At 65.4% G+C, this 26,606-nt stretch carries 25 protein-coding genes; 16 read left to right on the top strand and 9 right to left on the bottom strand.

The features are described from left to right. The first annotated feature begins 195 nt into the window (after positions 1-195). The 3 genes from VOI27_RS05835 to VOI27_RS05825 all read left to right on the top strand — a co-directional run bounded on the left by VOI27_RS05835 (position 196) and on the right by VOI27_RS05825 (position 3,458). A complete protein-coding gene (locus tag VOI27_RS05835; RefSeq protein ID WP_323764368.1) occupies positions 196-1,779 on the top strand; it encodes a DUF6880 family protein in 1,584 nt (527 codons plus the stop codon). Between the two features lie 84 nt (positions 1,780-1,863). Further along, the gene (locus VOI27_RS05830) at positions 1,864-2,406 is read left to right on the top strand and encodes a methanogen output domain 1-containing protein (protein ID WP_323764367.1); all 543 of its coding nucleotides are present in this window, start codon (positions 1,864-1,866) and stop codon (positions 2,404-2,406) included. Then, the gene (locus VOI27_RS05825) at positions 2,403-3,458 is read left to right on the top strand and encodes a sensor histidine kinase (RefSeq protein WP_323764366.1); all 1,056 of its coding nucleotides are present in this window, start codon (positions 2,403-2,405) and stop codon (positions 3,456-3,458) included. Before VOI27_RS05830 ends, VOI27_RS05825 begins: the two co-directional genes overlap by 4 nt. A gap of 94 nt (positions 3,459-3,552) precedes the next feature. Here VOI27_RS05825 and VOI27_RS05820 read toward each other — a convergent pair whose 3' ends face one another. After that, entirely contained in the window at positions 3,553-3,711 is a 159-nt protein-coding gene (locus tag VOI27_RS05820; RefSeq protein WP_323764365.1) for a YqaE/Pmp3 family membrane protein, read from the bottom strand. A gap of 110 nt (positions 3,712-3,821) precedes the next feature. Then, the gene (locus VOI27_RS05815) at positions 3,822-4,877 is read right to left on the bottom strand and encodes an endonuclease/exonuclease/phosphatase family protein (RefSeq protein ID WP_323764364.1); all 1,056 of its coding nucleotides are present in this window, start codon (positions 4,875-4,877) and stop codon (positions 3,822-3,824) included. 172 nt (positions 4,878-5,049) lie between these two features. Here VOI27_RS05815 and VOI27_RS05810 point away from each other — a divergent pair, with 172 nt between their 5' ends. Then, positions 5,050-6,342, top strand: a complete 1,293-nt coding sequence (locus VOI27_RS05810; protein WP_323764363.1) for a DUF2254 domain-containing protein — start codon at positions 5,050-5,052, stop codon at positions 6,340-6,342. Between the two features lie 746 nt (positions 6,343-7,088). Here the strand turns inward: VOI27_RS05810 and VOI27_RS05805 are convergent. Next, positions 7,089-7,337 (bottom strand): pyocin activator PrtN family protein, encoded by a 249-nt coding sequence (locus VOI27_RS05805; RefSeq protein ID WP_323764362.1) that lies wholly within the window; start codon positions 7,335-7,337, stop codon positions 7,089-7,091. 80 nt (positions 7,338-7,417) lie between these two features. Then, positions 7,418-8,725: a site-specific integrase gene (locus VOI27_RS05800; RefSeq protein WP_323764361.1), complete on the bottom strand. Its 1,308-nt coding sequence runs from the start codon at positions 8,723-8,725 to the stop codon at positions 7,418-7,420. 277 nt (positions 8,726-9,002) lie between these two features. On the opposite strand from VOI27_RS05800, the gene dusA reads away from it, so the two are divergent. The 3 genes from dusA (at position 9,003) to VOI27_RS05785 (ending at position 11,674) form a co-directional block, all read left to right on the top strand. Continuing rightward, a complete protein-coding gene (dusA, locus tag VOI27_RS05795) occupies positions 9,003-10,001 on the top strand; it encodes a tRNA dihydrouridine(20/20a) synthase DusA (protein ID WP_323764360.1) in 999 nt (332 codons plus the stop codon). Positions 10,002-10,062: 61 nt separating this feature from the next. Further along, complete coding sequence (locus tag VOI27_RS05790; RefSeq protein ID WP_323764359.1) at positions 10,063-10,887, top strand: sulfite exporter TauE/SafE family protein; 825 nt, start codon at positions 10,063-10,065, stop codon at positions 10,885-10,887. Positions 10,888-10,993: 106 nt separating this feature from the next. After that, positions 10,994-11,674, top strand: coding sequence for a hypothetical protein (locus tag VOI27_RS05785; protein ID WP_323764358.1), 681 nt, complete (start codon positions 10,994-10,996; stop codon positions 11,672-11,674). A gap of 61 nt (positions 11,675-11,735) precedes the next feature. Here the strand turns inward: VOI27_RS05785 and VOI27_RS05780 are convergent, their stop codons facing one another. Both VOI27_RS05780 and ruvX read right to left on the bottom strand, forming a co-directional pair. Beyond that, positions 11,736-11,972 (bottom strand): DUF1289 domain-containing protein, encoded by a 237-nt coding sequence (locus tag VOI27_RS05780; protein ID WP_323764373.1) that lies wholly within the window; start codon positions 11,970-11,972, stop codon positions 11,736-11,738. A 14-nt stretch (positions 11,973-11,986) separates the two neighbouring features. After that, positions 11,987-12,460, bottom strand: coding sequence for a Holliday junction resolvase RuvX (ruvX, locus tag VOI27_RS05775; RefSeq protein WP_323764357.1), 474 nt, complete (start codon positions 12,458-12,460; stop codon positions 11,987-11,989). Between the two features lie 164 nt (positions 12,461-12,624). On the opposite strand from ruvX, the gene VOI27_RS05770 reads away from it, so the two are divergent. The 8 genes from VOI27_RS05770 to rarD all read left to right on the top strand — a co-directional run bounded on the left by VOI27_RS05770 (position 12,625) and on the right by rarD (position 20,840). Beyond that, positions 12,625-13,869: a sarcosine oxidase subunit beta family protein gene (locus tag VOI27_RS05770; protein WP_323764356.1), complete on the top strand. Its 1,245-nt coding sequence runs from the start codon at positions 12,625-12,627 to the stop codon at positions 13,867-13,869. Positions 13,870-13,978: 109 nt separating this feature from the next. Further along, a complete protein-coding gene (locus VOI27_RS05765) occupies positions 13,979-14,260 on the top strand; it encodes a hypothetical protein (protein WP_323764355.1) in 282 nt (93 codons plus the stop codon). A gap of 255 nt (positions 14,261-14,515) precedes the next feature. Continuing rightward, entirely contained in the window at positions 14,516-14,758 is a 243-nt protein-coding gene (locus VOI27_RS05760) for a hypothetical protein (protein ID WP_323764354.1), read from the top strand. A gap of 81 nt (positions 14,759-14,839) precedes the next feature. Then, complete coding sequence (locus VOI27_RS05755) at positions 14,840-15,169, top strand: sarcosine oxidase subunit delta (RefSeq protein ID WP_323764353.1); 330 nt, start codon at positions 14,840-14,842, stop codon at positions 15,167-15,169. A gap of 68 nt (positions 15,170-15,237) precedes the next feature. Further along, on the top strand, positions 15,238-18,240 hold the full coding sequence (locus VOI27_RS05750; RefSeq protein WP_323764352.1) for a sarcosine oxidase subunit alpha family protein: 3,003 nt from the start codon (positions 15,238-15,240) through the stop codon (positions 18,238-18,240). Next, positions 18,233-18,811 carry a sarcosine oxidase subunit gamma gene (locus VOI27_RS05745; RefSeq protein WP_323764351.1) on the top strand — a complete coding sequence of 193 codons (579 nt, stop codon included), beginning with the start codon at positions 18,233-18,235 and terminating at the stop codon, positions 18,809-18,811. Before VOI27_RS05750 ends, VOI27_RS05745 begins: the two co-directional genes overlap by 8 nt. A gap of 215 nt (positions 18,812-19,026) precedes the next feature. Then, positions 19,027-19,635, top strand: coding sequence for a superoxide dismutase (locus VOI27_RS05740; RefSeq protein ID WP_323764350.1), 609 nt, complete (start codon positions 19,027-19,029; stop codon positions 19,633-19,635). 212 nt (positions 19,636-19,847) lie between these two features. Then, positions 19,848-20,840: an EamA family transporter RarD gene (gene rarD / locus VOI27_RS05735; RefSeq protein WP_323764349.1), complete on the top strand. Its 993-nt coding sequence runs from the start codon at positions 19,848-19,850 to the stop codon at positions 20,838-20,840. On the opposite strand, the gene VOI27_RS05730 is transcribed toward rarD, so the two are convergent. Next, positions 20,726-21,298, bottom strand: a complete 573-nt coding sequence (locus tag VOI27_RS05730) for a TIGR00730 family Rossman fold protein (protein WP_323764348.1) — start codon at positions 21,296-21,298, stop codon at positions 20,726-20,728. The two genes, rarD and VOI27_RS05730, sit on opposite strands and share 115 nt — an antisense overlap. A gap of 279 nt (positions 21,299-21,577) precedes the next feature. On the opposite strand from VOI27_RS05730, the gene VOI27_RS05725 reads away from it, so the two are divergent. After that, a complete protein-coding gene (locus VOI27_RS05725) occupies positions 21,578-24,148 on the top strand; it encodes a LysM peptidoglycan-binding domain-containing protein (RefSeq protein WP_323764347.1) in 2,571 nt (856 codons plus the stop codon). A gap of 85 nt (positions 24,149-24,233) precedes the next feature. On the opposite strand, the gene VOI27_RS05720 is transcribed toward VOI27_RS05725, so the two are convergent. Further along, positions 24,234-24,632 carry a lysozyme inhibitor LprI family protein gene (locus tag VOI27_RS05720; protein ID WP_323764346.1) on the bottom strand — a complete coding sequence of 133 codons (399 nt, stop codon included), beginning with the start codon at positions 24,630-24,632 and terminating at the stop codon, positions 24,234-24,236. Between the two features lie 91 nt (positions 24,633-24,723). After that, the gene (locus VOI27_RS05715; protein ID WP_323764345.1) at positions 24,724-26,553 is read right to left on the bottom strand and encodes an ABC transporter ATP-binding protein/permease; all 1,830 of its coding nucleotides are present in this window, start codon (positions 26,551-26,553) and stop codon (positions 24,724-24,726) included. Between the last annotated feature and the right edge of the window lie 53 nt (positions 26,554-26,606).

Raw genomic sequence — 26,606 nt, 5'->3', positions numbered from 1 at the left:
GCGTGGTTTCGAGCGAAACGGAAAGCAGCGGACGCATGCCTGTTTCCCGGGGTCGACCGCCGGGCGCAGCGCGCACGGCCCTCAGTCGCCTTTGGGCCACCTCAGGCGGCTGGACTCGATCCGTGGCGCTTGTCGCCGCGGGACCTGTGCGACATTCTACACCGGACACTCTGCAATAACCCCCGGCACCTCATCATGTCCAAGAAAACCCTGAATCAGGCCAACCTCGAGAAACTTGGCGCTGCGAGCCTCGCCGCGCTGGTCATGGACCTGGTTAAGGGGAGCGCGACTTTGCAGCGTCGCGCGCGGATGGAACTAAGTGCCGCCCAGGGGCCCCACGAGGTTGCCGCCGATCTGCGCAAACGCTTCGCCTCGCTGCGCCGCGCGACCAGCTTTGTCGACTGGCGCAAGCAGAGGGCGTTGGTCAAGGATCTCGAGGGTCTGCTGGGCATGATCGAGACCACCATCGCCCCGCAGGATCCGGACGAGGCTTTTGAGCTGCTCTGGTCCTTCCTGCAACTGGCCCCCGCGATCCACGAACGCACCGATGACAGCAACGGCGCGATCGGTGGCGTCATGAGTGACGCGGTAGACCTGATCGCGGAGATATCGCCCAAGGTTTCGAAGGACCGGACCGCTCTGGCCGAGCGCGTTCTCGACGCGGTTGCCGAGGCCCGTTACGGCGAGTTCGACGGGATCATTCCCGCGACGGCGGAGGCGCTCGGCGAGGAGGGGCTGGAGCATCTCAAGCGGATCACGGAAACCTGGGCCGAGGCGCCCCCGACCGAGCAGGAACTCGCGCAATACCAGGGTTATGGCCTGATGTCGTCCGCCGAAGACAGCCTGCGCCGCAGCAAGCAGGCGACGCAGTCGATCATCCTGGCCGACGTCGCGGACGCGCAGGGGGATGTCGACGCCTACATCGCCCGCTATTCCGCAGAACAGCTGACCTATGGCACCATCGCCCCCGACGTGGCCCGGCGCTTGTTGGACGCCGGACGTGTTGACGAGGCTTTTGGCATCGTCACCCGTTCCCGCGCCGCTGAAGACGGAACGGCGTTCCGGATGTTCCGCTATGATCTTGATGCGGTCTATGAAGAATGTCTTGAACGGCAGGGCAAGACGGAGGAATTGAAGGCCCATCTGTGGGCGACATTCGAGCAGACCCTCAGCGCGCCTTGCCTTCGGAAGTATCTCAAACTGCTGCCCGATTTCGACGACATCGAGGCCGAAGAAGCCGCTCTGGACTTCGCTGAGGCCTACCCGCACCTCGGCGCCGCGATCAGCTTCCTCGTGGACTGGCCGTCTCACGACCGCGCGGCACGGACTGTTCTGGCGCGGGCCGACAAGCTGGACGGAAATTCCTATACCACCCTGACGGCGGCGGCTGACGCGCTCGAAGCCGAGCATCCACTCGCCGCCACGCTGATGCGCCGCGCGATGGTTCTGGACACCCTCTCCGGGGGAAAGTCCAAGCGCTATCGCTACGCGGCGCGCCACCTGGTCGAATGCCAGTCCTGCGATGCCGCCATCGAGGATTACGGCGATTTCCCCCGCACTCGTTGTTCCTTGAGGGGCTCAAGCAGGAACATGGCCGAAAACATGGTTTCTGGCGCTTGGTCGATGCGTAATTCCGGCCCAATCCTGCGTAATACAGGGTCGCAGCGGACGTCCGGTATCGAGTTCCCTCCCTCTTCAGTGGGACGGTCTCGCCCCTCGCAGGCCATGGGGCTGGTGGGGGGTCGTAACCGCCTCCGCGCGGCTTGTCGTCTGCACTGAAATTGCCTGATGTCCAGCCGCCCTGCTAACGCGGGAATTTCTCTGCTATGCTTAGACCGTTGGAAACCGTTACGGAGGATTCGGATGTCGAAACGCATTGAGGCTGTTGACCTTGATCTCGACCGAGACCTTTTCCTTCGCAAATTTGTGCGTGAACTGTCCGGCAGCTTGGAAGACGTCATCGGCGTCGAGGCGGCCGAAGGCTACATCAGCACTGTCGGAAGCAGCGTCGGCCGTTGGATCGATGACAGTTACAAAGAAGCTATGGGCACCCGCCGTCTGAGTGCCGAAGAGGTCGGCGAAGTATGTATCGATCTCAAGAAGCGCATTGGCGGCGACTTCTATCTTATCTCGGCCTCAAGGGATGAACTGGTCTTCGGGAACAGGCGCTGTCCGTTCGGCGCGGCAGTTAAGGATCGGCCATCTTTGTGCATGATGACTTCGAACGTTTTCGGTCGAATCACGGCTGACAATCTCGGATATGCACGCGTGGAGCTACAGGAGACGATCGCACAAGGGGACCCGGGGTGCCGGGTGGTCGTGCGCCTGACGCAAACCCCCGGCAACGCCGTGAGCGAACGGGAATATTACCGAGCCTTCGACCCTGATCTCGCGGAGGGCCCGTGACCCAAGGGCAATCGCATGGGGGACCAGAAATTGCGCAGCGCGTTCTTTTGGAACTTCCGGTTGCTATTGTGATTGTTGATCTGAAGGGCAAAGTGGTGGACTGCAACACTCGGGCACATACAGTTATGGGCCGGCGAGAAGGCATCCCGCGCCTCGCGAGGCTTGATGACTGGCAGCCTCGGAGGGGCACCCTTGCAAAAGCGCTGCATTCGGTTGGTATCTCGTCAAGCTGGACTCCCTTGGCGCTGTGGCGCGAGGACCAGCAGATTGAACTGAAGGGGCGCGGCCTTTTGCTCGCCGGTCATGCCGAGCCACAGGTCCTATTAATGGAATCCCATCCGACGCCGCATCGGTTCGCCGATCATTCGCAACAGATCCGACGTCTGAACGCCCAGCTGGTGATCCAGCGCCGGACAGAGGACCAGCTACGAGCGGCGCTCAAAACGGCAGAAGATCTTCGACGCGAGCTCGTTCATCGGGTGAAGAACAACCTTGCCATTGTGTCCGCTCTGCTGCGCACCAAGGCGCGGACAGCTGAGCACCCAGCGGCAACCGAGGCGCTGACAGCGGCAGCCGCCCGCATCCGTTCGATCGCAATCGTGCATGACATTCTGGACGATCGGAACGAGAGCGAGTTCCTGACATCCAAGGCGCTGTTCACCGCACTTTTGGACCACCTCCGCCTCTCTATCTGCCCACCACACATTACTCTTGTGAGCGAGATCTTTGACGCAGAGCTCCATGCGGAGACCGCGCTGCCTCTTTCTCTGCTGGCCAACGAGTTGATCACGAACGCAATCAAGCATGCCTTCACGGATCGAACGTCCGGCTTGGTCCGGATCACCTTTGCGGAAGCGAAAGGCGGCTATCACCTCCTGGTGGCAGATGATGGCTCTGGAATCGACGACACTCCAGCACAACGCGGTGGCGGCAGCCGTATTGTCGAGGCTTTGGCGAAACAGCTGAATGGCGAGATCGAACTTTCACGGAGAGACGGAACGACCTGGTCCATCACGCTACGTCCTTCGAAACGTTGCGATGCCTCGGCCTGATCTGAGCCATCTCCCTAACACTTGCCGAGAGACGAAAACCCATATTTCAGAAAGAGGTAGCCAGAGTGAGGCGCCAAACGTGTAGGGTCGCAGGTCACCTCTTGATGATAATGTAAAGCGCGCGGATGTTCCCGGACACATATCCGAAGATCGTCAAGATGATTTTGATCCAGAAGTGCTGCCCCAGCCCTTCTCGGAGAAAATCGCGCAGTGGCGGCAGCAGAATCGCGATGATAATCCGGATGATATCCATAGGATACGCCCGAGTATCCGAGCCTTCCTTTTTTCGGAGATCGGTTTGCCTGGACAGGACGGTCAGGATCAGCGCTCCGTCCGGTCCAAACTTTGAACAGCGCGCCCGCGTTAGTCCACAGCCTCACGTCCCTCTTCGATCATCTCCTTCGCCTCCTCGCGATCTGCCTGGACTACGTCGGGGGCGTCCTGCTCCGCTTCGGCCTTCGGCTCGTATTGCAGTTCGACGAGAACCGGGAAATGGTCCGAGCCGATATTTGGCAGACGGCGCAATTCCACCAAGGTGAACGAATTATCGTGAAAGACATGATCGAGTGGCCATCTCAAGAGGATGTGGCCAGCATGGAAGGTGCTGAACATGCCACGACCACGCCGTGGGTCCAAGGCGCCGCTCATCCGCTGGAACAGCCGGGTGGTATGCGACCAGGCGACGTCGTTTAGATCACCTGCCACGATGGCGGCGCGCTTCGACTGGCGCATTTCCTTAGCGACGAGCAGGATCTCGGCGTCGCGCCCCTCGCTGTCATGGTCCGGGTCTGGCGGCCGAGGGTGGATGCCGTAGAAGTCGATCCAGACGTCTGACGGCAGGCGCACACCGGTTCGGATCGAGGGGATCTTGTCGGACAGCAGAAACCGGACGTCGTTGGCTTCGAGTTCCAGCTTCGAGAAAAGCTCCATGCCGTAGTAGTTGTCCTGCGGGCGTTTAATCCGATACGGAAACACCGAATGGAGCGCCTCGAGTTTCTGGTGCCACCAGTCGTCTGTCTCCATCACGAGCAGCAGATCGGGTCTGACGTCGCGGACGACCTGAAGAAGATCGATCGGGTTGCGGTTCTCCATCAGGACGTTCGAGATCAACACCCGGATGCGGTTCTCCGGACGATGCGCAGACGCCTGCATGACTTGGTTCGGCGCGCCGATCGTATAGGGAAAGATCCGGAACAGCTGCAGGCACAGCGCCGGCACGACGGCCACCAGGTAGAGAACGTCCCAGGGGTCGGTGATCCCGAACAGGACCAGGTAACCGACCAGCAGGACGGCCAGCGCTGAGGCGATCTGAAGGCGGGGGAAATCGCTCACGCGGATCCACCATTTGGAGCTGCGAATTAATGGAAAGATTGTCTGAACCACGAAGAAGGCGGAGATGACCCAGAACAGCGGCTTCATGATCGACAATCCTTCGCGTGATGCGTCCCGCGACAAGTAAAACAAACCATCAGTTAGGCAAGTGACGTCGGCGATATCTCCGGTGCACGGAGCGGTCCAACGCGATTCCGCTTTGAGCTTGCATAGTCTCGGGTTGCTGCGCGAGGATGCAAAATCTCACTGGGGTGCCATTATGATCCGTAGCCGCCTGAAGATTACCATCCGGAACCTGCGCGAAAAGCTCTGGGTCAAGCCTCTGCGCAATGCGGTTCTCGCGGTCGCGGTGGTGTTCGTGGCGCATCTCGCGGACAGGCTTCCGCTCCAGGAGATTGTGCCCGACATTAGCACCGAGACGGTCGAGAAGCTGCTAACGGTGATCTCTGCCAGCATGCTGGGGGTGGCGACCTTCGCCGTCGCCTCCATGGTATCAGCCTATGCCTCGGCGGGCGGCAGTGCGACGCCGCGGGCTTTTGCTCTGATCATTTCGGACGGGTTGTCCCAAGAGGCACTGTCAAGCTTCATCGGTGCCTTCATCTTCAGCATCGTAGGTATCATCGCAATCAAGGTCGGTTACTTCGAAGTCGCCGGGCGTTTCGCGCTCTTCCTATTCACCATCGCGATATTCGCTTGGGTGGTCCTCACTTTTGTCCGTTGGGTCGACAACATTGCTCGGCTGGGGCGGCTGGGAAACACTATCGAGAAGGTGGACGCGGCAACGCGCGAGGCGTTCGACCATTTCCACAACGCCGCTCCGCTGGGTGGACGGCCAATCGGCAGTCTCCCGGAGGGCGGGGTCGATCTCTATTCTGAGGAGCTCGGCTTCATCCAGCACATCGACACCGGCCGGCTCGACAAATGGGCACAACAGAACGAGGCCGTGATCTGCGTCCGAATCCTGCCGGGCGCGTTCGTCCACCCGCAGCGGGCGCTCGCGACGATAAAGCCCTCGGCTGGGCAAACTGTACTGGAACTGAGCGAATTGCTCGATGCCTTCATCGTGGCCGAGCGCCGCACGTATGCCAGTGATCCGCGCTTTGGTCTTATCGTCATGTCGGAGATCGGCTCTCGCGCTTTGTCGCCGGGGATCAACGATCCAGGGACGGCCATAGACATTGTTGTGCGGATGTCACGGATCATTCGGGCCTGGAGCATTAACGAGGACGCCGAAGCCAGTGCGCAGCCGCAGTTCGAAAGGGTATTCGTGCCGCCGTTGGACCCCCGGGATCTATTGGAGGATGCATATGCGGCGATCAGCAAAGACGGCGTAGGATCGGTCGAAGTCGGCATCTGGCTCCAGCGCTCACTTGCCCTTCTGGCACAGCTGCCAGCGACGGAAATCAGCCAGGCGGCTCATGAGCAGGCAGTGCTTGCCTTCGCACGCGCCGAGCAAGAGTTGAGTTTCCCTCACGACCTCGAGAGGGTCCGGCGGGCGCACGCATCCGTGCAGAAACCTGGCGCTTCGCCAATTAAAAGGACCAGTGCTTAACCGTTCAGGCGTGCCGCGAGATCCATGTGATTGGGACCGATATTGCCCGGAAAATCACACGTTGCATTGGGTCCGACACCCCTATTTCCACTATTCTAAGCCCGAAAGTAGGCGCTCGAGCCGACTTCGCGGCGCCGCCGTTCGAGGTGGCTCTCGAGCTCGATGCAGCTCGGCGGCTCGTCCGCCGGTCCCGCATTGCGGATGGTATTCAGAAAAGTGAGGTGGTTGTCCAGATGGAACAGGCTCCCTTCCGGGGCCAGTGCGTCACACGGTCAACGTCAGCGCGCCGGTTGGATGTTGCTTGGGGTCGCTGAAGCATCGTGCAAAGCGCCAGTCCGGACCCAGGAGGGGTTATTGCCCTCCGTGGGCTTCACGGAAGTCGGTTGGCCTTGGAAGCGAAACACGCCAACACGGTGTGCGGCCTCTTCAAACTCGTTGCCCATGCGGCGCAGACACTTACCGATCTCGCCGCACCGTGTCATCGTCCAAGCTTTCGCAGCCGACCGTGAAGGACGCTTGGGCTCCGGCGGCCTTCCTCCATAAGAAATCCGCATTGAGATGTTCTCAATCCAGTGGAAGAGCAAGCGGGTCGCATGGGGCGGCGGAGGTCGGTGGGCGAAATCGTGCAATCGTGATTGACAGGCACCCAAATGGTCCTGAGACCTGCCAGAATGTCTTTGACGGTGGAATGGCGCGGCGATGTCCGCCGCGCCCTCCAGTCCTCAGGCAGCATCGAGTTCTTCCCATTAATCCTGAAACTTCGCCGCGGCAGCGGCATACCGGTTTTCGATCAAAGCGGCGAGGTCCACGAGCAGAACGAATTTGCGCGCTTTCTGTTTGCCTTCGTCGAGACTGAAGTATGGGATCCGGACCTCGCCGTCATCGATCTTTTGCTTCAAAGTATCCGGCTTGTAGTTCCAGTAGCTTGCCGCAACTTCGAGTGGGATGACCGGGTCACCGCCAAAACGTGCAAGCAGGAGGTCGATTGTCTTCATGGGGGGCTCCATCGTCTCTTCAGTTCTGAAGAGGACCTGGGATCGATGCAAATTCTTGTTAGGCGGTTTGATTGATACCGTCAGCAGATTGGGTCTGCGACGTGATCTTCCGCCTGAAGCGTCCTGCACATCTTCAGGACGCGGTCGAACCAAGGCCAACCGGCAAACTTGTCGCCTATTTCTTCAACGTGCTCGTATCGGTAGAGACAGCCGCCATTTTTGTGCCCCGAGAACTTGGCAACAAAGGAGGCGGGTTCGCCCATCTCAAAGCGCCGACTGATGGCCTCATGCCGAAGATCATGGAAACGCAGATCCGTGATGCCGACCTTGTCCCGATGACGCGCGTAGGCGGTGCCAATCGACCTTTCCGAAAAAGGGAAAATACGTGGGGCAGTGCGGGGCATTGCTTGGATGATCGCCAGCGCCTCGGGCGGCAGTTTGCACCAGACGTCGTTGCCTTTCTTTTTGCGCGGATGCTTCATGTCGCGAACCAGGATCTGGCTTTTGTCCTCCCGCAGATCCTCCCAGCGCAACCGGCAAATCTCGCCCAGCCTGCGCCCCGAGTAGATGGCAAAAACTACGATGGCCGCGACTGGAAGCTTTTGGCGGCGGTTCTCGACGAGGGCATTGAGGATCGCATCGAGTTCCGCCAGCTGGGGTCGCCGGTTCCTTTCATTGGACCGAGCCAGAACTTCGTCTTCCCAGAGGGTTTCCATGGCCAATGATACTGCCTCGATGGGAAGAAGGGTTCCGCGCCTGTGCGCCCATTTCAGGGTCGCGGCCAGATGCGTCATGTAGCCCGCCACGGTCTGTGGCGTTCTGTCGCCATCCAGCAGAGTCCCGGCAAAGTCATAGAGCCGCTGCTGCGTAAGCAAAGCGACATTGGTTTGGCCGAACTCGTGATCCCGGATATACTCCAAGTTCTGCAAAGCAGATTTGCCAAGTTTTTTGCCGCGCTTCAGCCGATCGGCAATCACGTCCGCGACCGTTGTGTCGTTTGTTACTTCGATCGGGAAACCGTGCAACTCGATCTCGGCCAGCCTCTTATCGCGCCACTTCTTCGCATTCCTCAGATGACTGAACGTATGGCAGAGACTACGGGACTTATCATTCACCTTCCGGCGAATCTGGACCCGGTATGTTACACGGCCGTCAGCATTGGCAATGCGCGCGATGTGCCGTTCTTCGAAGTCACCGGTCTTCTTCGATTTCTTGGCCTTGGCTTTCCTTTTGGTCGCAGGCTTGGCAAGGGCAACATCTTGCGTGGGCGCAGGGGCGATTGCCTGACTCGACATTTGTTCCCAGGCAGGGGCAGCCTGACCGCGGGCAGCTTGCTGTGCGGTGATCATGGCCAGGACGTTCTTGGTGCTGTCGCTGATGGTGGTCATGGAAATGGTTCCTTCTTCACTGTTGTGAGAGGGAGGTCGGTGCGTCCGCGGAAAAAATATTCTGAGGTTTGACTCCCGACTTCCTTGGTTCAGGCCGAGCACGAAAAGGGGCGGTGCGCGGGCTGAACCTGGTCGGAGAAACCGGCGGTGTTCTGGCAGCGCGGATGTGCTACACGGTAGCAATCCTGAATCGAAAACCTTGGAAAACCGGGGGGAACCCCAGGAAATCCACGCTGACCGAGCTACATGAAGCTCATTCGGAGTTGAGGTTAACGCATTGAAAAGTAAGGTTGAAAGTTCCGCCCGGCTGAGCGTTGCACCCATGATGGACTGGACCGACCGCCATTGCCGCTACCTCCATCGACTGATCAGCCGCGAGACCCTGCTTTATACCGAGATGGTCACCGCGCCGGCGCTGGTCAGGGGCGGGGCGGTGCACCTGCTGGAGTTCTCGCCAGCGGAACACCCCATTGCGCTGCAGTTGGGCGGCTCTGATCCGCGGGAACTGGCCGAGGCCGCGCGGTTGGGGGCCGATGCGGGCTATGACGAGATCAACCTCAACGTCGGCTGCCCCTCGGACCGGGTGCAGTCGGGCACCTTCGGGGCGGTGCTGATGAAACAGCCCGAGCTGGTAGCCGAATGCTGTGCCGCGATGATCGCCGAGGTCGATGTCGAGGTGACGGTGAAATGCCGCATCGGCGTCGACGACCAGGAGCCGCGCGAGGTGCTGCCGGCGTTCCTCGAGACCGTGGCCGCAGCCGGCGTCGGCCGATTTGCCATTCACGCGCGCAAGGCCTGGCTCAAGGGGCTCTCGCCCAAGGAAAACCGCGACATTCCGCCGCTCGACTACCCGCTGGTGCAGGAGATGAAGGCGGCCTTCCCGCAGCTGCATCTGTCGGTCAATGGCGGCATCGCCTCGCTTGAACAAGCCCGCGGCTTCCTCGCCGCCGGGCTCGACGGGGTGATGATTGGCCGCGCCGCCTATCACCAGCCCTGGGACATCCTTGGTCAGGCGGATGCCGCGGTTTATGGCGCGACAGCGCCGCTGGCCGGGCCGGACGAGGCGGTGCGCGCGATGCTGCCCTATATCGAGACGCATCTGGCGGCCGGCGGGCGGTTGCACCAGATCAGCCGGCACATGCTCGGGCTCTTTGCCGGGCGGCCGGGGGCGCGGCAGTGGCGGCGGGTGCTGTCAGAGGGCGCCTCGCAAAAGGGCGCGGGGCCGGAACTGGTGCTGCGCGCGCTCTCGGAGGTCGAGGGCGTCACCGCGGGCTGATCGGCTTTTCCTTTGCCGCCCCGCGGTGTAAGGCCCAAGGCGAGCTTTCAGGAGACAGGCCATGCCCGACACGATGTTGCTGATCCAGATGTTTGTGCTGCTGGTGGTGATCGGCGGTTTTGCCGGCGTGCTGGCCGGGCTGCTTGGCGTTGGCGGCGGCATCGTGCTGGTGCCGGCGTTCTTCTATGCCTTCCAGACCCTGGGCTATGACGGGCCGCAGCTGATGCAGATGTGTCTGGCCACCTCGCTGGCAACGATCATCGTCACCTCGGTACGCTCGGTGATGAGCCACAACCGCAAGGGCGCGGTGGACTGGGCCATCCTCAAGACCTGGGCGCCGGGCATTGCCGTGGGCGCGGTGCTGGGGGTGCTGGCGGCGGCCTCATTGCGCTCGGTCACGCTGCAGGCGCTGTTCGGTGTGCTGGGGGTGGTGATCGGGCTCTACCTCGGGCTCGGCCGGGCGCATTGGCGGCTGGCGGATGCGATGCCCAAGGGGCTGACCCGGGCGCTGCTCTCGCCGGCGATGGGCTTTCTGTCGGTGCTGATGGGGATCGGTGGCGGCAGCTTTGGCGTGCCGCTGATGAGCCTGTACAACGTGCCGATCCACCGGGCGGTGGCCACCGCGGCAGGCTTTGGCGTGCTCATCGCGGTGCCTTCGGTGGCCGGCTTCCTGTTTCTCCAGATCGCGCCCGGGAACCGGCCGCCGCTGACTCTCGGCGCGGTCAACCTTGTGGCCTTCGGCATCGTCATCGCGATGACGCTGATCACCGCGCCGCTTGGGGTGCGGATCGCCCATGCGATGGATCCCAAGCCGCTCAAGCGGGTATTCGCGGTGTTCCTGACGCTGGTGGCGCTGAACATGCTGCGCAAGGCGATCTGGGGCTGAACGGGCGGCGCCTTTCTGCCATCTGCCGCGCCGAAACAATCACAATTCCGTCCAAATCGCTCCCTTTTGTCCGCCTAGCGTGTCTGGCAGGCAAAAGGAGAGACACATGCTTGAAATGCTGATGCTGTTGGGAACCGGGCTGGCCGCGGCAGGGCTTGCCGGCATGTCCGGGATCGGAAGCCAATCCCGTGTTGCCATGGCCGAGCCGGCCGCGGCCGCGACAGGCGACTACCACCTTGGCGAGGATTACGAGGGCGGCGAGAAGGAAGACCTTCTTAGCCAGGTCCGGCGGATGGGCGAGGCGCTCGATATCGCCCGGCTGGTGCCGTCGTTCTCCGGTCCCGCCGCCGCAGAGACCGCACCGGAGGCCGAGACCGTCGGTGTCGCGCGCCATGTCGAGCCTGCCGAGGCCGGGCACGCAGAGCTTGCGCCTGTCGATCCGCAAGAGGACGCGGTGGACCTTGATGCCCTGATGACCACATTGGATGACGATGCCGCCGGGTCCGAAGACTTCCATGCCGGTTATCCGCTGGCCGAGGAGGCCGCCACCGAAGACGACGACGTGCCGGTGATCACCGATTTCGCCTCGGGCGACGAGCAGGTTCTGCTGATGCTGCCGGAGGGCATGGCCCAAAACACCACGGTGTCGATCAAACCGGCCGGCGCCCAAGGCCGCGATGCCGCCGTGGTGCTCGAAGACGCGCAGGGCAGGCTGACCGCCGTCATCGTCGCGGGGGCCTTCGGCAGCCTAAGGGCCGCCGACGTGGTGGTCGAACGCGCCGCCTGAGCCACGAAAGCGCGGGAGCACCACGAGCCCCTTGTCACGAGCGTCCCATCGGGGCGCTCTGTCAGGGTTTGCGACCCAGACGCGCCGCGCGACCGCCGCGGCGTTTTTTCAGGTGACCGCGCCGGTGGGGCAACTCCTCCATGATGGCGCGTCGTTCCTCGGTTGCCATCTGCGACCAGCGGCTGATTTCCTCGATCGAGCGCAGGCAGCCGGCGCAGATACGCGCCTCTGGGTGGATCACGCAGATCTGCACGCAGGGGCTCTCGATCTCGTCGCGTTTCCAGACCTCGTCCTTCATCCGTTCCCCGCGTGTCATGCGCCCCCCAGATGCCGCATCCGGTCAAGCACCCCCTGCAGGATATAGGAGGCGGCCACATGGTCGATCACCTCGGCGCGACGTTTTCGCGACGTATCCGCCTCAAGGAGCGCCCGTTCGGCGGCCACGGTCGACAGCCGCTCGTCCCAAAAGCCAATGGGCCCGTCCCAGAGCCGCGAGAAATTGCGCGCAAAGGCCCGTGTCGACTGGCAGCGCGGCCCCTCCGAGCCGTCCATGTTGCGCGGCAGCCCGAGGATCACCCCGCCGATGCTGCGCGCCGCGAGGATCTCCTGCAGCCGCGCCGCGTCCAGCCCGAACTTCTTGCGCCGGATGGTCTCGAGCGGCGTCGCCACCGAGCGGAAACTGTCGGAGACCGCCACGCCGATGGTCTTGTCGCCGAGGTCGAGCCCGGCGATGGCGGTCATCGGCGGCACGGCCGCGGCGAAATCTGTGATGTCGTCAACGATCATGCCCCGTCCTAACCTGTCGGAGGGACGGGGGAAACGTCGCTTTGGCCCGCGATGTCGTGATTAATCGGCATTGTGGCGGATTTGATCGGCGTGCAGACTGCCCGCGTCCTCTAGAACGACCACACCACAGCCGCCGCGACCGGCGCCAACGGAGACCGAGCCACATGAAGCGATATTCGGCCTTTGCCGTCGCCCGCGAAGCCGCGCGCTATCACCTGGGATGGGAGCGCGCCTGGGCCTCGCCCGAGCCGAAAAAGCACTACGACGTGGTGATCGTCGGCGCCGGCGGGCACGGGTTGGCCACTGCCTATTACCTCGGCCGGAACTTCGGCATCACCAATGTGGCGGTGATCGAGAAGGGCTGGCTCGGCGGCGGCAACACCGGCCGCAACACCACGATCATCCGCTCGAACTACCTGCAGGACCCCTCGGCCGCGATCTACGAAAAGGCCCGGTCGCTTTACGAGACGATGAGCCAGGACCTGAACTACAACGTGATGTTCAGCCCCCGCGGCGTGATGATGCTGGCCCAGACCCAGCACGAGGTCCGAGGCTACCAGCGCACCGCCCATGCCAACGCGCTGCAGGGGGTGCAGACCGAGTGGATCCCGCCCGCCCGGGTCAAGGAGCTGGTGCCGATCATCGAACTCTCCGGTCCCCGCTACCCGGTGCTGGGCGCGCTCTGGCAGGCCCGCGGCGGCACCGCGCGCCATGATGCGGTGGCCTGGGGCTATGCCCGCGCCTGTTCCGCCATGGGGATGCATATCCTGCAGCAATGCGAGGTCACCGGCATCCACCAGAAGGAGGGCCGCGTCAGCGGTGTGACCACCAGCAAGGGCGAGATCACCTGCGACAAGCTGGGCCTGGTGGTCGCCGGCCATTCCGGTGTGCTGGCGGAAAAGGCCGGCTTCCGCCTGCCGGTGGAATCGGTGGCGCTGCAGGCGCTGGTCTCGGAACCGATCAAGCCCTGCATGGACGTGGTGGTGATGGCCAACACGGTGCACGGCTACATGAGCCAGTCCGACAAGGGCGAGATGGTCATCGGCGGCGGCGCCGACGGCTACAACAACTACACCCAACGCGGCTCCTTCCACCATATCGAGGAAACCGTGCGCGCGCTGATCGAGACCTTTCCGATGATCTCGCGGCTCAAGATGATGCGGCAGTGGGGCGGCATCGTCGACATGACCGGCGACCGCTCGCCGATCCTGTCGAAAACCCCACTTGAAGGCTGCTACATCAACTGCGGCTGGGGCACCGGCGGCTTCAAGGCGATCCCCGGCTCGGGCTGGGGCATGGCCGAGCTGATGGCCAAGGGCCACTCCCCGCTCACCGAGGCGTTTTCGCTCGGCCGCTTCCGCGAGGGGCGCTTCATCGACGAGAGCGTGGCGGCGGGGGTGGCGCATTGACCCCATCGGCGGATTTCCGCGCTGCGGCACCAGCGGCGTCGCCTGCCGGGAACCCCCGGCCGCGCCCCGACGTTTGCCCTGTGAAAACCCGTTTCACAGGAGACCTGACATGGTTGACCACACCGATCGCGAACATCTCAACACCACCACCACGACCACCACGAACAGCTCCGGCGGCAACAGCGGCCTGGCCTTCATCGTCGGCATTCTCGTGGTCATCGTGGCGGTCATCGCCTGGTTCCTCTTTGCCGGCGCAGACGTGCCCGACACCGCTGCCGGCGCCAATGACGTCAATGTCACCATCGAAGGCGCCGCCGAACCGGCCCAGAACGCAGGCGAAGCCGTCGAGGGCGCTGGCGACGCCGTGCAAGACGCCGCCGACGGCCAGTAACGCCACCGGCGCCTGCCTGACCCGAAGCCCGGCCGCCAAGTGCGCGCCGGGCCAGTCGCTGTTGTCGCGTCTCGCGACGACGACACCCGCCGCTGACGATAAAAACCGCACGGCCCTCGGGAACCCGGCCAATCCCGGCCTGCAATTCGCCCGGCGCTTCGCGAAAATTGGCTCATGGCGCGAAACCATCGGCGCTCCCCCTGTCAGGACAGCCACCCGAGACCTACTTTCTGATATACGAAAGGAGGCCTTCACATGCCTGACCCTGTCTCTCATTCCGAACCCCTGCGCGCCCGCGAGGAACCCCTGCACACCCGCGAACCGCGTGGCCGCCCCTGGATGTGGATCATCGCCGCGCTGGTGGCGTTGCTGCTCATCCTCTGGGTGGCCATCGGCGGCACCGACGGCGATCTCGCCGGCCCCGAAGCCATCGACGCACCGGCCGCCACGGCCGATCAGCCGCTGGCAGAGGACACCGCGCCCGTCGCGGCCGACTGACCCGACCCTGACCCACCACTCTGCAAGGCGGGCGTCTTTTGACGCCCGCCTTTTGCCGTGCCATGACGACCGGAGCCTGCCATGCTGACCCTGCATTGCCCCTATTGCGACGTCCAGACCGACGAAACCGAGCTCACCCCCGGCGGCGAGGCGCATCTGACCCGCCATGGCCCGGGCTCGGAGGACGATGCCTTTCACGACTACCTGTTCTCCCGCGCCAACCCGCGCGGCCTGCATTTCGAGCGCTGGCGCCATACCTATGGCTGCGGCAAATGGTTCCTCGCCGCCCGCGACACCGCCACGCTCGAGGTCTTCGGCACCTACAAGGCCCAGACAACCGAACCGCCGCAACACATCCGCGACGCGATCCGCGACAGACAGACGGGCAGGGCCGCAAGGACCGCCTCCTGAACTTCATCTTGCCAGACAAACTCCCGCCGGAGGCTCCCGCAGTCTCCGCCCGCGAAAGGGCCTGAACCATGAGCACACGCCTCGCCACAGGCGGCCGGCTGATCGACCGCTCGAAACAGCAGAGCTTCACCTTCAACGGCAAGCGCCTGACCGGCCACGCCGGCGACACCCTCGCTTCGGCGCTGCTGGCCAATGACCAGGTGCTGGTCGGCCGCTCGTTCAAGTACCACCGCCCGCGCGGCATCGTGGCCTCCGGCGCCGAGGAACCCAACGCGCTGATGGGGCTGGGCGAGGGGCACCGCTTCGAGCCCAACCAGCGCGCCACCACCACCGAGCTCTTCGACGGTCTCACCGCCCGCAGCCAGAACCACTGGCCCAGCCTCGAGACCGACATCGGTTCACTCAATGCGGCGCTCTCGTCCCTCCTGCCGGCGGGCTTCTACTACAAGACCTTCATGCAGCCGCGCGCCTTCTGGAAACATGTCTACGAGCCCTTCATCCGCAAGTCCGCCGGTCTCGGCCAGGCCCCCGATGCCGAGGCCCGCGATCCCGATACCTACGAGCACTTTCATGCCCATGTCGACACTCTGGTGGTCGGCGGTGGCATTGCCGGTCTGGAGGCCGCGAAACGTGCAGGCGAGACCGGCGCGCGGGTGCTTCTGGTCGAGCAGACTGCCCATTGGGGCGGCCGCGCGCCGGTCGATGGCGGCGAGATCGAGGGCCACTCGACCGAGGCCTATGTGGCGATGCTGCTGGCCGATCTCGAGGTGATGGAGAACGTCACCCTGCGCAGCCGCTGCATGGCGGCCGGGGTCTATGACCACGGCTACGCACTGGCCTACGAGCGGCTGACCGACCACGCGCCGCGTGCGAAAGGCCCGCGCCACAGGCTCTGGCGGATCCGCGCCGGCCGGATCGTCACCGCCACCGGCGCCATCGAGCGGCCACTGCCCTTTGCCGGCAACGACCTGCCCGGCGTGATGCTGGCCTCGGCGGTGCGCGACTACGTGGTCAACTGGGCGGTCAGCCCCGGCGACCGCACCGTGGTGGTCACCAACAACGACGACGCCTATCGCACCGCGCTCAGTCTCAGAAAGGCCGGCCTCGCGGTGCCGGCGATCCTCGACGCCCGGGTGCTGCCCAAGGACAGCCCGCTGATGGCCGAAGCCCGCAAGATGGGCATCCGCATCCTGCAGGGGCACGCCATCGACCATGTGCAGGGCACCAGGCGGGTGCGTGGCGTGGCGATCTGTTCACATGCCGGCGAGGGCGGTGCGGTGATCGAGGAGATCGCCTGCGAGGCGGTTGCCATGTCCGGCGGCTGGTCGCCGGTGGTGCACCTCTGGTCGCATTGCGGCGGCAAGCTGGTCTGGGACCAGACCCGCGTGATGTTCCGCCCCGACCCCGACCGGCCGCCGACCGGCGACAGGGGCCAGCCGATGGTCCACGCTGTGGGGGCGGCCAATGGCGCGCTGACCCTGCAGGAGGTGCTCGACGATGCCGCGCGCCTTGAGCCCGGGCCGAAGACAAGGGCCGCGCCGCAGGCCGGCCCGCAGGAGGAGGCGCCGCTGGCACCGGTCTGGATGATGCCGCAGGGCGCCTCGATACGCCACCGGATGAAGGCCTGGCTCGACTACCAGAACGACGTCAAGGTCTCCGATGTGCAACTCGCCGCCCGCGAGGGCTTCGAGAGCGTCGAACACGCCAAGCGCTACACCACGCTGGGCATGGCCACCGATCAGGGCAAGCTCAGCAACATCAACGGGCTGGCCACGCTCTCAGGCGCGCTCGGCGCCGAGATCCCGCAGGTCGGCACCACCACCTTCCGCCCGCCCTATACCCCGATCTCGATGGGCGCCATCGCCGGCCCGGCCCGCGCCGAGACCTTCCAGCCGGTGCGCGAGACCCCGATCCACGGCTGGCTAAACGCCAATGGCGCCGAGTGGGAGCCGGTCGGCCAGTGGCGCCGTCCCTACTGCATCAAGCGCCCCGGCGAGAGCACCCATGAGGCGGTGATGCGCGAGGTCACCAACACAAGGCAGAACCTCGGGCTGCTCGACGCCTCGACGCTGGGCAAGATCGTGGTCAAGGGCCCCGATGCCGGCCGCTTCCTCGACATGCTTTATACCAACATGATGTCGACGCTGAAACCCGGCCGCTGCCGCTACGGGCTGATGTGCAACGAGAACGGTTTCCTGATCGATGACGGCGTGGTGGCGCGGATCGATGACGAGACCTTCCTCTGCCACACCACCACCGGCGGCGCCGAGGCGATCCATGCCCATATGGAGGACTGGCTGCAGTGCGAATGGTGGGACTGGCTGGTCTACACCGCCAATGTCACCGAGCAATACGGCCAGATCGCCGTCGTCGGCCCCAAGGCCCGCAAGGTGCTCGAGGCGATCGGCGGCATGGACGTGAGCGCCGAGACGCTGCCCTTCATGGGCTGGACCGAGGGCGAACTTGGCGGCATCCCGGTGCGTCTCTACCGCATCTCCTTCTCCGGCGAGCTGAGCTTCGAGATCGCGGTCAAGGCGGGCTATGCGCGCCAGCTCTGGGACCTCCTGCTGACCGTGGGGCGGCAGTTCGACGTCATGCCCTACGGCACCGAGGCGCTGCACATCCTGCGCGCCGAGAAGGGCTTCATCATGATCGGCGACGAGACCGACGGCACGGTGATCCCGCAGGACCTCGGCCTCGACTGGGCGATCTCGAAGAAGAAGGCCGACTACCTCGGCAAGCGCGCGCAGGAGCGCCCCGACATGGTCCGCGAGGACCGCTGGAAGCTGGTGGGGCTGGAGACGCTCGACGGCTCGGTGCTGCCCGATGGCGCCTATGCGGTCGAGGAGGGTGAGAATGCCAATGGCCAGCGCAACGTGCAGGGACGGGTGACCTCTGCCTACCACTCCCCGACGTTGGGGCGTGGCATTGCCATGGGTCTGGTGCGGCACGGGCCGGAGCGGATCGGCGAGGTGATCCGCTTTGCCAGGACCGACGGCACCACGATGATCGAGGCGCGGATCGTCGATCCGGTCTTCTACGACAAGGACGGGGAGAAGCAGAATGTCTGAGGCGCTGACACAACCGGTCACCGCGCTTGGCGGCGCACGGTTCGACGGTCTGATCTCGGTGCGCGAGATGCCGGCACAGGGGATGATCTCGCTGCGCGGTGACCTCGCTCTGCCGCCGGTCAAGAACGCCGCCACCGGTGTCGCCGGGTTCGACATGCCGGCCCGCCGCGCGGCGCAGTGCGCGGGCCAGCGCGGGCTCTTGTGGATGGCGCCGGACGAGGTGCTGGTGCTCTGCCCCTATGACGAAGTGCCGGCGGCGGTGGCGTCGATGGAAAAGCTGCTGTTCAAGTTTCACTCGCTGGTGACGGATGTCTCTGACGCCCGCGCGATGTTCGAGCTGCGTGGCGGCGGGCTGCGCGACGTTCTGGCCAAGCTGACCCCGGCGGACATGTCGGCCACGGCGCTGCCTCCGGGCGAGCTGAGACGGTCGCGGTTGGCGCAGGTGCCGGCGGCCTTCTGGCTGGAAAGCGAGGCCAGGGCGCAGGTGATCTGCTACCGTTCGGTGGCGCGGTATGTCTTCGACCTGTTGAAGAGCGCGGCCCGGCCGGGATCGGCGGTGGGGTTTCACTAGGCGGGCAGGGAGCGGGGAGGAGACCGGGGCGGCTGGACGGCTTCCCTCCGGTCGTGACGTCGAAAGTGACGCTTTGCGCTGCGTTGCACTGGCGGGCCAAGGTGCTGGACCGGCCCGAATATACCGTGCGGCGCAACGCGGGCAGGGGTTGACCTCACGGCCGCTGGCGCTCACTTATACCGGGAACGCGACCACCAAGAAAAAGGGGTTTACCCATGGCTTTCGAACTTCCCGATCTTCCCTATGCGCATGATGCTCTTGCCGGCCAAGGCATGAGCAAGGAGACGCTCGAGTACCACCACGACATCCACCACAAGGCCTATGTCGACAACGGCAACAAGCTGATCGCCGGCACCGAGTGGGAAGGAAAGACCCTCGAAGAGATCGTCAAGGGCACCTATGACAGCGGCGCCGTGGCGCAGTCGGGCATCTTCAACAACGCCTCGCAGCACTGGAACCACATGCAGTTCTGGGAGATGATGGGCCCGAACAACGCTTCCATGCCGGGCGAATTGGAAAGCCGCCTCAAGGATGGCTTCGGCTCGGTCGACGAGTTCAAGAAACAGTTCGCCGCCGCCGGTGCCGGCCAGTTCGGCTCGGGCTGGGCCTGGCTGGTGGTCGACACCGACGGTTCGCTCAAGGTCACCAAGACCGAGAATGGCGTCAACCCGCTGTGCTTTGACCAGACCGCACTCTTGGGCTGCGACGTGTGGGAGCATTCCTACTACATCGATTTCCGCAACAAGCGCCCGGCCTATCTCGACAACTTCCTCGACAACCTGGTGAACTGGGAAAACGTCGCGGAACGCCTCGCAAGCGCCTGAGCCACGCGCTGATCTGATGACACGGCCCGTCGGAGATCCGGCGGGCCGTTTCCTTTGCGCCCGATGCGGCAAGGGAACGACGCGGTGTGTGCCCGGGCGCAGGGCCTTGTTGCCTGACCTGGGCGTTGGTTAATTGGCGCGGTTTCGCCGCCGCCCGGTGCCGAGTGCACGGGGGGGCGCGGCAGCCGGTGCCACCACGGGGATGATCGATCATGACGAACGAGCAGAGCGCCAGCCGGCGCGGCGGTATCCTTGCCATGGTCGCGGCCTGCTGCATCTGGGGCCTCTCGGGGCTGTACTACCGGATGCTGGCGGAGATCCCGGCACTCGAGGTGTTGGCCCATCGCACGCTCTGGTCGGCGGTGTTCTTTGCGGTGGTGATCGCGGTGCAGGGCCGGCTTGGCGAATTGCGCGCGATGCTGGCCGGGCGCGGCGTGGTCGTGGTGGCGCTGGCGGCGCTGATGATCTCGACCAACTGGTTCTTCTTCATCTGGTCTGTCAGCAACGGCCATGCCACCGAGGCCAGCCTCGGCTACTACATCTTCCCGCTGGTGGCGGTGCTGCTGGGCCGGCTGGTCTTTGGCGAACGGCTGAGCCGGGCGCAATGGCTGGCGGTGGGCCTCGCCGCCACCGCGGTCGCGCTTCTGACCTGGGGGCTTGGGGCGGCCCCCTGGATCTCGCTGGTACTGGCCTTCAGCTTCGGCTTCTATGGTCTTATTAAGAAACAGATGTCCGCCGGCCCGGTGATCTCGGTCACCGGCGAGGTTCTGGTGCTGGTGCCGATCGCGCTGGTGGTGATCATGCTGTCTGGATCGGAGCAGGGCGCCGGTCTTGCGCGGCTGCGCGCGGTCGGTACCGAGGCCGGGTTGAGCTGGGGCACGCTGGCGCTGCTGATCGGGGCCGGGCCGCTGACCGCAATGCCGCTGATCCTGTTCTCGACCGCCGCGCGGCGGGTGCCGATGGCCACCGTCGGGCTGGTGCAATACCTCAACCCGACGCTGCAGTTCCTTGTCGCCATGCTGATCTTTGCCGAGCCGGTCAGCCAGTGGCACGGCGTTGCCTTCCCGATGATCTGGGCCGCGCTGGCGATCTACACGCTGGCGTCGCTGGGCCGCGACAGGGCCGAACGCAGGCTGGCGAGGCAGTCCTCGACCGAGGCGGTCTTGCCCCAGAACCGGCGCAACGAGGGTTCGGCAAAGCCCTGATCGATCACGTGGTCGAGCAGCGCCAGAAGCGGATCCCAGTAGCCCGCCACATTGAGCAGCACCACCGGCTTGGCGTGCAGGCCCAACTGCGCCCAGGTCAGCGCTTCGAAGAACTCGTCGAGCGATCCCGCACCGCCGGGCAGCAGCACCACCGCATCGGCGTTCATCAGCATGACCTTCTTGCGCTCGTGCATCGTTTCGGTGACGACAAAGGTCGACAGATCGCGCTTGCCGACCTCGACGTCGAGCAGGTGCTTGGGGATCACGCCGAAGGTCTGGCCGCCGGCCTCCTGTGCGCTGCGTGCCACCCGCCCCATCAGCCCGACGTCGCCGGCACCGTAGACCAACCGCCAGCTTTCGCCGGCCAGCGCCCGGCCCAGGGTTTCGGCCGCCGCGGCATAGGCCGGATCGGCGCCGTCGCGCGAGCCGCAGTAAACGCACACAGAGATGTCGGCCATTGTCATTCGCTCCTGCCTCGGGGGTGGTCTATCATGCCGTCATGTTGCGCGCGCAGCATCGGAAGTCAACGCGCCCGGACCGGCCGGCCCCCACCGATCGGCACCGGGGGCAGGGTGGGTCCGAAAATGTCGCCGGAAATCCACATTTTGACCGCGATGACCGGCCTTGATGGTGTTTTATACGTTTTTTTCCAGTGGTTGCACGGTTAATTGTGCAAATCTGCAGGGACTGCGAGGCGCGCACGTCGCAAGGTTCTGACGCGCGCAAGGGGGATGACGATGGCGAAGTGGATCGGATTGCTGGGCGGAGGCGTTGCCGGCGCGGCTGTGGCCGTGGCGGGCTATGTCGCGTGGTCGCTCTATCCCGATCCAGAGGCCGGTGACGAGACCCCGGCGGCACTGAGCCTTCCCGATGCCGCCAATGGCACGGCAGAGCCCGAGACCGTCGCCGTGCCGGCCCCGGAACCGGACCCAGAACCCGCGGCCGCACCGACACCGGCCCCCGAGAGCCAGCCAGCGGTCGCGCCGGTGGCAGAGCCCACGCCGGCCGCCGATACCGAAACGGTCGCCGAGGCCGAGCCCGCACCGGAGCCTGAGCCCGTGGCGGAGCCTGAGCCGGCCGCGGAGCCCGAGCCGGTCGCGGAGCCCGAGCCCGTGATCGAAACGACCGCCGAACCAGCCGCGTCGCCAACCGCGGAGCCAACCTCCGAGCCGGGCGTTGCGGCCGAGGCCCGGCCTGCGCCGGAGCCGCCGACTTTCGACCTGGTGCGGATCGAGCCTGACGGCTCGGCCATCGTGGCAGGCGAAGGCGCGGCCCGGGCCGAGGTGCGGATCTTCCTCGACGGTGGCGAGATCGGCGGGGCCACCGCCGGTCGTGACGGCCGCTTCGTCAGCCTGCTGCGCATCCCGCCCAGCCCGCGGCCGCGACTGATGACCCTGGCCATGCGGCTGGCCGAGGAAGAGGTCTTTTCCAAGACCGAGATCATCGTCGCCCCCTTCGGCGCGGTCAAAAAACCCGCTCCAGAGCAGAGCGCAACCCTCGCGGCCCCCCCGGGACAAGCGGCTTCGGTCCCCGCGACCGCGCCCGATCCTGCCGATGAGCGCGCAGCCGCGCAGTCCGATCCGGCCTCGGCCGAGGCGAGCGACGCCGCGCCGGAGGCTGCCGGTGCGCCCGCAGTGGCGTCGCCCGCGGCAGAGACCAGCGCAGACGCGCCTGCGGAGGAGGTCTTGCCTGCAGAGGTGGCCGAAGCTGGGGCGGCGGCCTCCGGCAGCGGGACCGAGGCTGACAGCTCCGGTGTCGAGTCCGGTGACACAGTGGCTGACGCCGCGCGGGATGTGACCTCGGCGGCCGAGACCGAGCCGGAAGACGGCGCAGAGACGACCGCCGCGATCCGCGAGCCCGAGCTGGCGGATCCCGCGTCTGGACCAAGCGACAGGCCCGCGACGCCGGTCGAGACTGGCTCCGAGGCGGCGCAAAGTGACGTACCGTCTGAAGTTGCGGCGGCGGTGCCCGAACCCGCAGGCGACGCGACCGCGCCTGTGCTCGCAGGCCCTGAGACCGCGCCAGAGGCCGCCGGCACCGAGAGTGCGCCAGACGTCGCCGGCGACGAGAGTGCGGCCGGTCCGGCCGGCGACGCGACTTCGTCAGTTGCGGCGGACGCAGTCTTGATGGCCGAAGCGACGGATGACGCAGGCCGCGCGCGCCCTGACAGCAATGAGACCGCGCCTGAAACGTCAGCGGACGAGGCCGGGCCGACCGTGGCGCTCGCTGAACCGGCCACCGGTGACCGAACGGCCGCAGAGCTTGCCCCGCGGACGGCCGGCCGCGAGACCGCATCGACCGAGCCTCTGCCGGGTGACGCCGAGGCTGGCGCGGACCCTGCACAGGCCGTCGCAGAGCCTGCGGGTGAAGAAACCGCTCTGGCCGAGGCTACGCCGCGTCAGACCGAAGAGGCCGCTCCGGCGGCTGAAATGACTGACGCCGCGCCAGAGCCGGTGACGCCGGACCGCGCGGAGACGGCGACTGCGCCCGAGCAGACGGCCCGCGACGACACGGGACCGCGGCGTTCGGACCCGGCCGAGAGCGCGGGCGCGCCGGGGACCGCGCGCGATGCCGGCAATGCAGATGACCTGCCGGCGCAGACCGCAGCGGCCCCAGAACAGGCTGGGCCCGAGGAGACCGGCGCCGAGTTGCCGGACGAGCCGCAGACTGCCGAGCCCCAAATTCCCGAGTCCACGATCGCCGGGTCTGAGACCACCAGGGCCGAGACCCCGAAGCCACAGGCTCCTGAGCCCGACGCCGCGCCGCGGCTGCTGGCCTCGGATGACGAGGGGGTGCGGATTCTGGCCGGTCCGGACGTGCTCGACCGGGTTGCGATCGACACCATCAGCTATGATGACGCCGGCGATGTGGCCTTGGCCGGGCGCGGCGTGGTCACCGTGGATGGCTTTGTGCGGGTCTATCTCGACAACACCCCGGTCACCACCTCACGGATCCGCCCGGACGGCTCGTGGCGGGTGACGCTGCCGGAGGTCGACAAGGGGGTCTATACCCTGCGGGTCGACGAGGTAAACGGCGTGGGCGAGGTGAAATCCCGTGCTGAAACGCCCTTTCTGCGGGAGGATCGGGCCACGCTCGAGGAGGCCTCGGCGGTCGAAGGCGGCGAAGGACCGGTCCGGATCGTGACCGTGCAGCCTGGCAACACGCTCTGGCAGATCGCGCGCGACCGCTATGGCGAGGGGCTGCTCTACGTAAGGGTATTTGACGCCAACCGTGGACAGATCCGCGACCCCGACCTGATCTATCCGGGGCAGGTGTTCGATCTGCCGGCCGAGGCGGCGGGGGAATAGGCGGGCAGATGGGGGCGCTGCCGACGCCGTCTTTGGCAACTCCCCCGGGAATTTTTACAGGCCAGAAGAAGCAGAGGAGCGGCGCTCAGTCGCGCGGTGGAAGCTCGGCCGCGGTCGGGATGCTGCCGTAGGGGTTCTCGGCGCAGCCGAAATTGGGTGGCACCTCGCCGGGCGGGGCGAGGTCGATAATCCGCTGCTCGTAGCGGCGGCGCAGGCAGGAGGTGGCGGCACCGCAGGTGTCGCGCCACTGCAGCCAGAGATCCTGTTCCTTGCGCAGGGCGCGGCCATCGGCCGGGGTCATCTGGTCGCGTTTGTCATGAAAGATCACCGCCATCACCCGGTCGAGGTCCGACAGCAGCGCGGTGTCGCAGATCGTGCGTTCCGCGGTGTTCAGCCTGACGCTGCAATCGTAGCTCGGGTCCGCCGTGGCGGCGCCGGCTGTGGTCAGAACGGCCGCTGCGGCCAGGCTCAGGAGGTCGCGCATCTCATCTCTCCCTGCAATTGCACCCTGCACCGACTCAAAGCTAGCCTGCGGCGGGGCCCTGTCAGCCCCGCTCGCGCGCTCGTGATGCGGCTCAGGCGGCCTTTTCCTCGGCCTGCTGCCGGCGCCAGAGGCTGGCGTAGCGGCCGTCGCGCTCCAGCAGGTCGGGGTGGGTGCCGCGCTCGACGATCTCGCCGTCCTGCAGCACGATGATCAGGTCGGCCTCGGCCACGGTCGAGAGCCGGTGCGCGATCATCAGCACGGTACGGCCCTCGGCGGCGCGATCAAGCGCGCCCTGGATCTCCTGTTCGGTCTCGCTGTCGAGCGCCGAAGTGGCCTCGTCGAGGAGCAGGATCGGCGGGTTCTTGAGCAGGGTGCGGGCGATGCCCACCCGCTGTTTCTCGCCGCCAGAGAGCTTGAGCCCGCGCTCACCCACCATGGTGTCATAGCCCTCGGGCAGGCTTTCGATGAAGTCGTGGATCTGCGCGGCGCGGGCGGCCTCGATGATCTCGTCGCGGCTGGCGCCCTCGCGGCCATATTCGATGTTGTAGTAGATCGAGTCGTTGAACAGCACCGTGTCCTGCGGCACCACGCCAATGGCGTCATGCAGGCTGTCCTGGGTGACGTCGCGCACGTCCTGGCCATCGATTGTCAGCGACCCGGCGGTGACGTCGTAGAACCGAAACAGCAGCCGGCCAATGGTGGACTTGCCCGAGCCCGAGGGGCCGACGATGGCCACCTTCTGGCCGGCCTCAGCGGTGACCGAGACGCCCTTGAGGATCGGCCGGGCGGGGTCATAGCCGAAGTGCACGTCGTTCAGCGCCACCGCGCCGCCCGCCACCGCCAGCGGTTTGGCCGCGGGCTTGTCGGTGATCTCGGCCGGCTGGCCCAGCAGGGTGAACATCTCGCCCATGTCGACCAGGCTCTGGCGGATCTCGCGGTAGACGGTGCCAAGGAAATTCAGCGGCATGGTGATCTGGATCATGTAGGCGTTGACCATGACGAAATCGCCGACCGTTAGGTCTCCGTTCTGTACGCCGAGGGCGGCCATCACCATGACCCCCACCAGGCCCGCGGTGATCAGCAGCGACTGGCCGAAATTGAGGAAGGCCAGCGAATAGGCGGTCTTGAGCGCCGCCTGCTCATAACCCGCCATGGCGCCGTCATAGCGCCGCGCCTCGCGGCCCTCGGCGCCGAAATACTTGACCGTCTCGAAGTTGAGCAGGCTGTCGATCGCCTTCTGGTTGGCATCGGTGTCCTGGTCGTTCATCTGCCGCCGCAGCTTGACCCGCCATTCGGTGACCTTGAAGGTGAACCAGATGTACAGGCCGATGGTCACCGCCACCACCGCCAGATACCAGATGTCGAACAGGAAGAAGAGCACCACCCCGATCAGCAGCAGCTCGAGCATCAGCGGCCCGATCGAGAACAGCATGAAGCGCAGCAGGAAGTCGACGCCCTTGACGCCACGCTCGATGATCCGGCTCAGCCCGCCGGTCTTGCGGGTGATGTGATAGCGCATCGACAGGCGGTGGATATGGGTGAAGGTCTCGAGCGCCAGCTTGCGCAGGGCGCGCTGGCCCACGGCGGCAAACAGCGCGTCGCGCAGCTGCTGGAAGCCGTTGGTCATCAGCCGGGCCATGCCATAGGCCACCGTCAGCCCCACCGCGCCGAGCAGCAGGGTCGAGGCCTCGCCGCCCAGGGTGTCGACCGCAGCCTTGTAGAGCATCGGCGTGGCCACAGCGATCAGCTTGGCCAGCACCAGGATCGCCATCGCGGCGGTGACGCGCTTTTTCACCCAAGGGTGTTCGTCGGGCCAGAGATAGGGCGCCACCCGGCGGATGGTGCGCAGGGCGGAGCTGCGTTCCTCGCGGGCGATGGCGGCGTTGGCGTCCTCGGCGGGTGGCGCGTCGGTGGCTGTCATGGGGGGCTTTCTGTTCATTCGGCTCAGGTGTAGGCTCTGGCCCGCGGTTTGGC

Origin of the sequence: Marinovum sp. (assembly GCF_034669705.1) — a bacterium.
GTDB lineage: Bacteria > Pseudomonadota > Alphaproteobacteria > Rhodobacterales > Rhodobacteraceae > Marinovum.
The sequence above is the reverse complement of the archived record's forward strand: the minus strand, read 5'-3'. Positions and strand labels throughout refer to the sequence as shown.

Coding starts and splice junctions, on each gene's coding strand:
- VOI27_RS05800 (WP_323764361.1), bottom strand. CDS start 8,725: ATGACCACCATCAGCGACAGCACCAAGAACGTCCTGGCCATGATCACC.
- VOI27_RS05755 (WP_323764353.1), top strand. CDS start 14,840: ATGCTGACCCTGCATTGCCCCTATTGCGACGTCCAGACCGACGAAACC.
- VOI27_RS05820 (WP_323764365.1), bottom strand. CDS start 3,711: ATGGATATCATCCGGATTATCATCGCGATTCTGCTGCCGCCACTGCGC.
- VOI27_RS05780 (WP_323764373.1), bottom strand. CDS start 11,972: ATGAAGGACGAGGTCTGGAAACGCGACGAGATCGAGAGCCCCTGCGTG.
- VOI27_RS05760 (WP_323764354.1), top strand. CDS start 14,516: ATGCCTGACCCTGTCTCTCATTCCGAACCCCTGCGCGCCCGCGAGGAA.
- rarD (WP_323764349.1), top strand. CDS start 19,848: ATGACGAACGAGCAGAGCGCCAGCCGGCGCGGCGGTATCCTTGCCATG.
- VOI27_RS05810 (WP_323764363.1), top strand. CDS start 5,050: ATGATCCGTAGCCGCCTGAAGATTACCATCCGGAACCTGCGCGAAAAG.
- VOI27_RS05815 (WP_323764364.1), bottom strand. CDS start 4,877: ATGAAGCCGCTGTTCTGGGTCATCTCCGCCTTCTTCGTGGTTCAGACA.
- VOI27_RS05805 (WP_323764362.1), bottom strand. CDS start 7,337: ATGAAGACAATCGACCTCCTGCTTGCACGTTTTGGCGGTGACCCGGTC.
- VOI27_RS05830 (WP_323764367.1), top strand. CDS start 1,864: ATGTCGAAACGCATTGAGGCTGTTGACCTTGATCTCGACCGAGACCTT.
- VOI27_RS05770 (WP_323764356.1), top strand. CDS start 12,625: ATGAAGCGATATTCGGCCTTTGCCGTCGCCCGCGAAGCCGCGCGCTAT.
- VOI27_RS05725 (WP_323764347.1), top strand. CDS start 21,578: ATGGCGAAGTGGATCGGATTGCTGGGCGGAGGCGTTGCCGGCGCGGCT.
- VOI27_RS05720 (WP_323764346.1), bottom strand. CDS start 24,632: ATGCGCGACCTCCTGAGCCTGGCCGCAGCGGCCGTTCTGACCACAGCC.
- ruvX (WP_323764357.1), bottom strand. CDS start 12,460: ATGATCGTTGACGACATCACAGATTTCGCCGCGGCCGTGCCGCCGATG.
- VOI27_RS05790 (WP_323764359.1), top strand. CDS start 10,063: ATGCCCGACACGATGTTGCTGATCCAGATGTTTGTGCTGCTGGTGGTG.
- VOI27_RS05835 (WP_323764368.1), top strand. CDS start 196: ATGTCCAAGAAAACCCTGAATCAGGCCAACCTCGAGAAACTTGGCGCT.
- VOI27_RS05750 (WP_323764352.1), top strand. CDS start 15,238: ATGAGCACACGCCTCGCCACAGGCGGCCGGCTGATCGACCGCTCGAAA.
- VOI27_RS05765 (WP_323764355.1), top strand. CDS start 13,979: ATGGTTGACCACACCGATCGCGAACATCTCAACACCACCACCACGACC.
- VOI27_RS05785 (WP_323764358.1), top strand. CDS start 10,994: ATGCTTGAAATGCTGATGCTGTTGGGAACCGGGCTGGCCGCGGCAGGG.
- VOI27_RS05730 (WP_323764348.1), bottom strand. CDS start 21,298: ATGGCCGACATCTCTGTGTGCGTTTACTGCGGCTCGCGCGACGGCGCC.
- VOI27_RS05715 (WP_323764345.1), bottom strand. CDS start 26,553: ATGACAGCCACCGACGCGCCACCCGCCGAGGACGCCAACGCCGCCATC.
- VOI27_RS05745 (WP_323764351.1), top strand. CDS start 18,233: ATGTCTGAGGCGCTGACACAACCGGTCACCGCGCTTGGCGGCGCACGG.
- VOI27_RS05740 (WP_323764350.1), top strand. CDS start 19,027: ATGGCTTTCGAACTTCCCGATCTTCCCTATGCGCATGATGCTCTTGCC.